The 8,747-nt window shown below is 69.7% G+C and carries 6 protein-coding genes; 3 read left to right on the top strand and 3 right to left on the bottom strand.

Annotated features, from left to right (window positions below; genetic code table 11):
* Nucleotides 1–59: 59 nt before the first annotated feature.
* Nucleotides 60–2,150, bottom strand: a complete 2,091-nt coding sequence (locus tag ABT130_RS45925; RefSeq protein WP_350966249.1) for an acetate--CoA ligase family protein — start codon at nucleotides 2,148–2,150, stop codon at nucleotides 60–62.
* 693 nt (nucleotides 2,151–2,843) lie between these two features.
* Between ABT130_RS45925 and ABT130_RS45920 the strand changes: the two genes are divergently transcribed.
* Complete coding sequence (locus tag ABT130_RS45920) at nucleotides 2,844–3,056, top strand: hypothetical protein (RefSeq protein WP_350966248.1); 213 nt, start codon at nucleotides 2,844–2,846, stop codon at nucleotides 3,054–3,056.
* A 121-nt stretch (nucleotides 3,057–3,177) separates the two neighbouring features.
* On the opposite strand, the gene pcaF is transcribed toward ABT130_RS45920, so the two are convergent.
* Together pcaF and ABT130_RS45910 are read right to left on the bottom strand one after the other, a co-directional pair.
* Nucleotides 3,178–4,386: a 3-oxoadipyl-CoA thiolase gene (pcaF, locus tag ABT130_RS45915; protein ID WP_350930059.1), complete on the bottom strand. Its 1,209-nt coding sequence runs from the start codon at nucleotides 4,384–4,386 to the stop codon at nucleotides 3,178–3,180.
* Between the two features lie 21 nt (nucleotides 4,387–4,407).
* Nucleotides 4,408–5,064: a GntR family transcriptional regulator gene (locus ABT130_RS45910; RefSeq protein WP_350930060.1), complete on the bottom strand. Its 657-nt coding sequence runs from the start codon at nucleotides 5,062–5,064 to the stop codon at nucleotides 4,408–4,410.
* A 716-nt stretch (nucleotides 5,065–5,780) separates the two neighbouring features.
* Between ABT130_RS45910 and ABT130_RS45905 the strand changes: the two genes are divergently transcribed.
* Together ABT130_RS45905 and ABT130_RS45900 are read left to right on the top strand one after the other, a co-directional pair.
* Complete coding sequence (locus tag ABT130_RS45905; RefSeq protein WP_350966247.1) at nucleotides 5,781–7,406, top strand: flavin-containing monooxygenase; 1,626 nt, start codon at nucleotides 5,781–5,783, stop codon at nucleotides 7,404–7,406.
* Nucleotides 7,407–7,571: 165 nt separating this feature from the next.
* The gene (locus ABT130_RS45900) at nucleotides 7,572–8,522 is read left to right on the top strand and encodes an alpha/beta hydrolase (protein WP_350966246.1); all 951 of its coding nucleotides are present in this window, start codon (nucleotides 7,572–7,574) and stop codon (nucleotides 8,520–8,522) included.
* Nucleotides 8,523–8,747: the final 225 nt, after the last annotated feature.

Here is an 8,747-nt window from a genome sequence, read left to right as displayed (position 1 = left end):
CACGACCTCAACTTCGATCCGGAGATCGGATCGCCCGACGCCGACCCCGAGGAGTCGACTCAGCCCTCGTCCCAGACGACCATCGCGTCCAGGACCTCGACGCCCTCGCCGGAGACCCGTAGCGGATTGACCTCCATCTCCGTTATCCGGTCGCCGAGCGCCAGCGCGACGTCGGCGAGCCGGCAGACGACGTCGGCCAGCTTCTCCAGGTCCACCACCGCTCCGCCACGAGCACCCGTGAGCAGGGGATAGCTCTTCAACTCCGCGAGCATGGCCTTGACCTCGTCACGATCGACGGGCAGCAGCCTGATCGCGGTGTCCTTGAGAACCTCCACCCAGACGCCGCCGAGACCGACGACGAGCGTGAGGCCCCATACGGAGTCACGGACGAAGCCCACCAGCAGGTCGACGCCGTCGGGGCGCATCGGGCTGAGGACCGCGCCCTCGATGTCGGCGTCCGGCGCGTGCGACCGCACCGTGTCCATCATCCGCTCGAACGCCTCGCGCACCTCACCTGGCGAGTTCAGGCCGAGGACGACCCCGCCGACATCCGTCTTGTGCGCGATATCGGCGGACGAGACCTTCATCACCAGGGGAAGCGGCATCTCCCCGGCCGCGCTCTCGGCCTCCTCGGCGGTCCGCACCAGGCGCTGGGGAACGACGGGCACTCCCGCGCCGGCCAGCAGCCCGACGACCTGGCGCTCGGACCAGCGACCGCCGGCGCCGCCCTCGATCTCCACGGCCGTCGAGGAGCCGGCCCGCGGCTGCGCGATCTCCCTGCGCTTCTCGGACCACCACATCGCCTTGGCGAGGGCGGGGATGCCCCGGGCGAAGGACTCCAGCACGTATGAACTGCCCGACGACCGGCGGAACTCACGCGCGAACAGGGTGCGCTCGGTGGGCAGGAACTCCATGGGGATGACGGGAACCGGGCTCGTGTCCGCCAGTTCCTTGCGCCACTCGACGCTCCCGGCCATGAACGCGGCCGCCTCGGGGGTGGCCGGGGCCGACCCGTTGATCACCAGGACGTCGATACCCGGGTCCTTCGAGACGACCTTCTCGCACAGCGGCAGCAGGTTGGGCTTGATCACGACGTACCCGGTGGTGTCGAGCGGGTTCTGCGCCGTCGCGAAGTCCGGCAACCCGCTCTCCCGCAGCGCCGTCACCGTGGAGTCGGCGAGGTCGGGCAGCTGCACGCCGTTCACCTCGGCGACATCGCCGATCACCCCGCACATCGCTCCGGAGCCCGTCACGAAGGCGGCCCTGCGCCCGGGGATCTCCCCGTACTCGGCGAGCAGCCCGGACGTGGCCACCAGGTCCTCGATGGAGTCGACGCGGATGACCCCGAGCTGCCGGAAGGCGGCGTCGAACACCTTGTCGTCACCGGCGAGCGCTCCGGTGTGCGCAGCCGTCACCTTGGCGCCCACCTCACCGCGCCCCGCCTTGTACGCGACGATGGGCACGCCGGCTTCCAGGGCCCGGCGGGCGGCGTCGACGAACGCCTCGGGGTGGCGTACCGATTCCAGGTACAACGCGATGACCTTCGTGGACTCCTGCGCCAGCAGGTAGTCGATGCCCTCGGCGATCGTGATCATCGCCTCGTTGCCCAGCGTGACCAGATGGCTGATGCCCACATCCCGGCTCTGCAGATAGTTGAGCAGGAAGATACCGAGCGCGCCGCTCTGCGAGAGGACCCCGACGCCACCGGTCTCCATCGGCCACGGCAGCATCTGACTCCACGGCATCGTCGCGGCGGCCGCGTTGATGAAACCGAGATTGTTCGGCCCCAGGATGCGCAGGCCGAGTTCGTTCGCGCGGGCGGCCAGAGCGCGCTCGCGTTCGGCCCCCTCCTCGCCCATCTCCCCGAAACCGGCGGCGATGACGACGAGATTGACGACCCCCTTCGCCGCCGCGCCCTCCATGATGCCCGGCAGCGAGTCGGGACCGGTCAGCACATAGGCCAGATCGACATGACCGTCGATGTCCTCAAGGGACCTGACGGTCGGCTGACCATGGACCTGATCACCCTTGTGATTGACGAGATGGATGGGGTGGGGGTATCCCGCCTGCACGAGGTTGGCATAGGTGTAACGGGACCAACCCGAACGATCACTCGCCCCGACGATCGCGATCCCGCGCGGCGCGAACATCGAATCGAGTGGATGCCCCCCAGAGGCGTCGTTGTCCAAGCGCGATGACGAACCGCCCTCGGTCCCGGTGATGAGGCTCATTCTCCGCTCCCTGTCGCATGCGGGCGGTAGCCCGGACGATCAGTACCTGGGGCACGCCGGCCGCGGTGACCAGCCCGGAGGGCGGTCGGCACGGCAGGCGAGACTCCGTGGAGCTATAGTGAAATTAGATTCTACTACTGTCAATAGCCAGATCATCTTGAGTGAGCGTGAATCGAGTCGTTACCTGCATTGATGATGCATCTCACCTATAGGCCAGACAGCTGTCGAAATCTAGAGTCGGAATCTATCTAGCGGCAGCGTCGGCTCACCTGCGATCTCCGGAGGCGTGCCACGCCCCCATCCGAGGCGAGGGCGCGCACGGCCCCGGCGCGGGTGAGGTCCGCGCCGACGTCATCGCCGGGGGACCGGCCGAGGCCGCCTGGCGGCGACTGCCGGGTGGCAGGGTGCCGAACGCCCGCCGGATGAACGTTTCACGCTCGGCGCACGCCTTTTCACAGCTTTGACCAGGTCATCCCCGCACCGGAGGCCGGAGCCGGTGGCCGCCTACCTTCGGACGGCCGCCGATGTGATACTTCCGGTGCCGGGAAGCCCGATTCGAGCGCCCCGCGCGTTTCTCCGGAAACACACTTCGTTCATGCCGCAGGAGAATTGATGCGCAGAATGCGAGCTTTACTCGTTTCGGCCTTCCTTGCCACCGGCCTGGCGCTGTCCGTCGGTGTGCTGCCCGCGCAGGCCGCCACACTCAGAAACGTCTACTACTACGACTGGGACTGCCACCGGGTCGGAAACCTCGGCATCCAGGAGGGGGGGTGGACCTCGTACACCTGCACCCCCCAGTCCGGGTTCTGGTTCCTCTACGCGTGACGCCGCTCCCGGCACGCCCGCGTGCCGGCCGGCGGCCGGGAGCGGAGACCCCGGGATTCGACGGTCGCGCGGGGTGGCCGCCGGATCGGGCCGCGCCGCCCGATCCGGCGGCCACCTCGCGTCACGGGCGTGCGAGAAGGGTCGCGATCCCCTGTCCCACGCCGATGCACATCGTGGCGACGGCGTGCTCGTGCCCCTCGTCGGCCATGGTCATCGCGGCGGTCAGCGCCAGGCGGGCGCCGCTCATACCGAGCGGGTGGCCGAGCGCGATGGCGCCGCCGTGCGGGTTGACGTGCTCGGCGTCATCGGGCAGCCCGAGCAGGCGCAGCACCGCCAGGGACTGTGCGGCGAAGGCCTCGTTGAGCTCGATGGTCCCGACCCGGTCGAGGCCGATGCCGGTCCGCTCGGTGAGCCGCCGCACCGCGGGTGCCGGGCCGACGCCCATGACCCGCGGCTCGACGCCGACGCTCGTCGTCGCGACGATCCGCGCCAGGGGTTCGAGGCCGTAGCGCGACACCGCCTCCTCCGAGGCCAGGAGCAGGGCCGCGGCGCCGTCGTTGACCCCTGAGGAGTTGCCGGCGGTGACGGAGCCCCCCTCGAAGAGAGGCCGCAGCGCGGCGAGCCGCTCCGGCGAGGTCTCACGGGGATGCTCGTCGGCGGTGACGAGCGTGGGGTCGCCCTTGCGCCGGGGCACCGGCACGGGGACGATCTCGCGTTCCAGGCGGCCGCTCGCCTGTGCCTTCGCCGCCCGTTCCTGGGAGCGCAGCGCGAAGGCGTCCTGGTCCTCGCGGCTGATGCCGTGGTCGTCGGCGACGTTCTGTGCGGTGCGCGGCATGGCGTCCGTGCCGTACGTCCGCTGCATCTCGGGGTTGACGAAGCGCCAGCCGATCGTCGTGTCGTGGATCTCCGCGGTACGGCCGAAGGCGGTGGCCGCCTTCGGCTGCACGAACGGTGCCCGGCTCATGCTCTCCACGCCGCCCGCGATGACGAGGTCGGCGTCGCCCGCGACGATGGCGCGGGCTCCGTACGCCACGGCGTCGAGGCCGGACCCGCAGAGCCGGTTCACCGTCACCCCGGGCACCGCCACCGGCAGGCCGGCCAGCAGAGCGGCCATCCGGGCGACGTTGCGGTTGTCCTCCCCCGCCTGGTTGGCGCAGCCGAGGACGACCTCGTCGGTCGCCTCCCAGTCGACACCGCCGTACCGGGTGGTCAGCTCGCGGACGACATGGGCCGCGAGGTCGTCGGGACGTACCTCGGCGAGAGCGCCGGCGTACCTGCCGACGGGGGTGCGGACCCCGGAGACGAGGTAGGCGATGCGGGTAACACTCATGTGGGCCTCCAGAAAAACGTGTCAGCGATCCTCGTCGAACAGCAAGGTCTCCACCCGCTGCCGGTAGTCGCGGTAGATCTGCCGGTACCGCTCGACGGCCCCGGCGCGATCGCCCCGTTCGATCAGCTCAAGGGTCTGCCGGTAGCCGTTCAGCCACACGCTCCACACGTCGCTCTCGGCGGTGAGGGCCAGCACCCGCAGGGTGCGCGTGACCACCAGGTCGACGTGGGTCTGCAGTTCCCGGTTGCCGCTCGCCAGGATGACCACCGTGCTGAAGTCCGCCCCCGCGGCGGCGGCGGCCGTCACGTTGCCCTGCCGGAGGCCCTCGGCGAACTCGCCGAGCTTGACGCGCAGGGTGGCGACGTGCTCGTCGGTGATGTTCTCCATGCCCCACTCGAAACCGGCGCAGGCCAGCACCATCATCACGTCGATCAGCTCGAGCGCGCTCTTCTGGGTCACCCGGGTGACCTGCCGCGTCCGGTTGGGCGAGATGTCGATCAGCCCCTCGGCGGCGAGCTGGGTGATCGCCTCACGTACCGGGGTGATGCTCACGCCCAGCCGAGCCGCTATCTCCGCGTCCTTGATCAACGCGCCCGGTTTCAGCAGGCCGGTGATGATCTCCTCGCGCAACCGGCGCAGGACCGCTTCTTTCCGCGTCAGCGGTACCGCAAAGGACATGGGGACGCTCTCGGTCAGGAGGAAGCCGACGCCGCCATCCTACGATCCCCGCTCGGAGACTGATCAAGCGGAGCCCGAAGCGGCCGAGGCACAGCGGCAGCGCGGCACACGCCCTGGAGCCATGGGTTTAGGTCAGCACACAAACCCCTCAGAGCTGTTGACTCCTCATAGAATGCATTTTACATTGATGTAACTTCCAGATAGTACGTACGTGATGCTCTCCCTGATCGCGACAGGGCAACCGTTCCCGAGCCAGAGGGCGCTCGATGGCGGGACACCGCCGCACGAGCTGACGCCCGGCCGGCCACCAGAGATCTCCGCACCGCCGGACAGGTCTACGCCCCACGACCCGCCGGCGCGGCCGTATCCCCATATCACCGGCGACTCCCAGCCACACGCACGAGTTCCTCACCATGGTCGACCTCCTGCCGGACGGCACCGCCGGCCTGGACCACGTCATCCCGGCGATCGGCGGGAGCCTGGCCGGGCGGTCCGTCTGACGCCGCCACCCGTCACTCCCTCGCGGAGTCCCGGCCCGCGCCACCGACCCGTCCGCCGTGACGCCCCGGTCGCGAGCGGGTCCCCCACCACCCCGGCCAGATGAGCATGGCCCTGAGGCGATGACGCACGCCCTCATGGCCGGATGGCGTCGTGAGGTCGCGATCTCCGCGCCGCGCACACCGATTCGTCACACCCCTCGCACCTCAGGAGGACGAATGTCCGCACCCGACTCCGGCCCGCGCACCGTTCCCGCCTCTGTCGACGTCGTTGTCGTCGGCGCCGGCTTCTCGGGCATGTACCTGCTGCACAAGCTCCGCGAGATGAACCTGTCCGCGGTCGTGTTCGAGACCGGCACCGACGTCGGCGGCACCTGGTACTGGAACCGCTATCCCGGAGCCCGGGTGGACGTGGAGAGCCTGGCCTACTCCTACTCGTTCTCCTCAGACCTTGAGCAGGAGTACGAGTGGCAGGAGCGCTACCCGACCCAACCGGAGATCCTCCGGTACGCGCGACACGTCGCCGACCGGTTCGACCTGCGCAGGGACATCCTCTTCGAGACACGCGTGGCGGCGGCCAGCTACGACGAGCCCGGCAGGACCTGGCTGGTGCGCACCGAGGCCGGGGAAACCGTCACCGCCCGCTTCCTCGTCATGGCCACCGGCTGCCTGTCGTCTTCGAAGCTGCCGGAGATCCCCGGCCTCGACGGCTTCGGCGGCGCCACCTACCACACGGCGCACTGGCCACACGAGGGTGTGGACTTCACCGGCATGCGAGTCGGGATCATCGGCACCGGGTCCTCCGGCGTGCAGTCGATCCCGGTCATCGCCGAGCAGGCCACCGACCTCACCGTCTTCCAGCGCACCCCCGCCTACAGCCTCCCGGCCCGTAACCGCAGGCTGCGCCCGGACGAGATCGCCGACATGAAGGCGAACTACCGGGCCTTCCGCCAGGCCCAGAAGGAGTCCGGATTCGGGGTCCCCACGCCGATCCCGACGAAGTCCGCCCTGGAGGTCTCCGACGAGGAGCGCGACGCCACCTTCGAGGGGGCCTGGGAGAGTGGCAGCCTGGTCAACCTCCTGACCGCGTACGCCGATCTCAGCGTCGACCAGGAGGCCAACGACACGGCGAAGCGGTTCATCCACGGCAAGATCCACCAGATCGTCGAGGACCCGCGGACCGCCGCGGACCTTTGCCCGGAGTACCCCGTGGGCACCAAGCGCCCCTGCCTGGACACCGGCTACTACGAGGCGTACAACCGCGAGAACGTGCACCTGGTCAATCTGCGGCGCACACCGCTCGTGGAGGTCACCGACAGGGGCATCCGCACCTCCGACAGGGAGTACGAGTTCGACGCGATCGTCTACGCGACCGGGTTCGACGCGATGACGGGGGCGCTGACGAACGTTGACATCCGCGGCCGGGGCGGTGCCTCACTCAAGGCGGCGTGGAGCGCGGGCCCCCGCACGTATCTCGGGATCGGCTCCGCGGGCTTCCCGAACCTGTTCATGATCACCGGGCCGGGCAGCCCGTCGGTGCTCTCGAACATGGTCGTCTCCATCGAGCAGCACGTCGACTGGGTGGCCGATGCGATCGGGCATCTCGACCACCGGGGTCTGCGGACGATCGAGCCCACCGTGGAGGCCCAGGACGCCTGGGTGGACCACGTCAACCTCATCGCCGACTCCACCCTCTACCCCAAGGCGAACTCCTGGTACATGGGAGCCAACGTGCCGGGCAAGCCGAGGGTCTTCATGCCCTATGCCGGCGGTGTCGGGGAGTACCGCAGGAAGTGCGACGAGATCGCCGCCCTGGGCTACGAGGGCTTCGACCTCTCCACCTGACCGGCCGGGAGCGGCGCGGCGAAGTGGTCGCGCCGTGATCGGGGAACAGCGGCCGTACGGTCCTCGCCACCGGAAAACCCCCGCCGCCCGTCCGCCGGGCGATGACACCGACTCCCAACCGTTCTACATTCACGTCCACCAGATTCGTGACCCGTTGGAGGGCCAATGTCCCGTCGTGACCTGATCGATCCCGAATCTCGCGTTCCCCTGGACGGGCTGCTCGGCATGTTGCCCGGCGGCTTCAACGCCATCCCCGACATCGTCCAGCGCCGAGCCGCCGTCGCAGGCATGATGGGCGCCCTCGAAGTGCCCGAGAACCCCAACGTCACCAAGGAGGATCGGACCGTCCCCGGCCCCGACGGGGAGCCCGACATCACCGTGCGGATCTACCGGCCGGTCAACGTGTCCGGCACGCTGCCCGGCATCTACTACATCCACGGTGGCGGCATGATCCTCGGCAACGTCGCGGGCGAGGACGCCGCCGCGACGATGATCTGTGACCAGGTCGGCGCCGTCGTGGTCTCCGTCGAGTACCGCCTCGCCCCGGAACACCCCCATCCCGCCCCGGTCGAGGACTGCTACGCGGGCCTGGTGTGGACGGCGAAGAACGCCGGCGAGCTGGGCATCGACCCGGAACGCCTGGCGATCTACGGCGCCAGCGCCGGTGGCGGGCTGACCATCGGCACGGCGCTCCTGGCGCGGGACCGCGGCGGCCCAGCCCTCTCGTTCATGATGCCGATCTACCCGATGGTCGACGACCGGAACGAGACGCCGTCGAGCCACGAGATCACCGACATCGGGATCTGGGACCGCGCGGGCAACATCGAAGCCTGGAACTGGTACCTCGGCGGTAAGGAGGCCGACCGGTACGCGGCCCCGGCGCGTGCCGAGGACCTGTCCGGTCTCCCCCCGGCCTTCATCGATGTCGGCACCGTCGACCTGTTCCGGGACGAGGACATCGCGTTCGCTCAGCGGCTCATGCAGGCGGGCGTCCCGACCGAGTTGCGCGTCACCCCGGGCAGCTACCACGCCTCGGAGACGTTCGCGCCCGAGGCGGAGCTCTCCCGGCGGATCTGGGCCGGGCGGATCGACGCCCTCCGGCGCGCTCTCTCCTGAGGGGGGGCGCCCCGGTGCCTCAGGCAACCTGAGGTTCCGCCTGCGGCACCGGGGCGCCGGCCTCCGCCGACGCGGCAGGAGACCGTCGGCCAAGTCCAGGTGCCGCCGTGCGGGAAGGTGACGTCCTTCCACGGCTTTTCAGGCCGTGGACAACCTGGAAACGGATCCGCGGGAGTCGGCGTGCGGTGGCCTCGCGGACGTGGTGGCGGAGCCGGTGACCGAAGT

The organism is Streptosporangium sp. NPDC001681 (assembly GCF_040298085.1).
In the GTDB taxonomy this organism is placed as follows: Bacteria; Actinomycetota; Actinomycetes; order Streptosporangiales; family Streptosporangiaceae; genus Streptosporangium.
The sequence above is the reverse complement of the archived record's forward strand: the minus strand, read 5'-3'. Positions and strand labels throughout refer to the sequence as shown.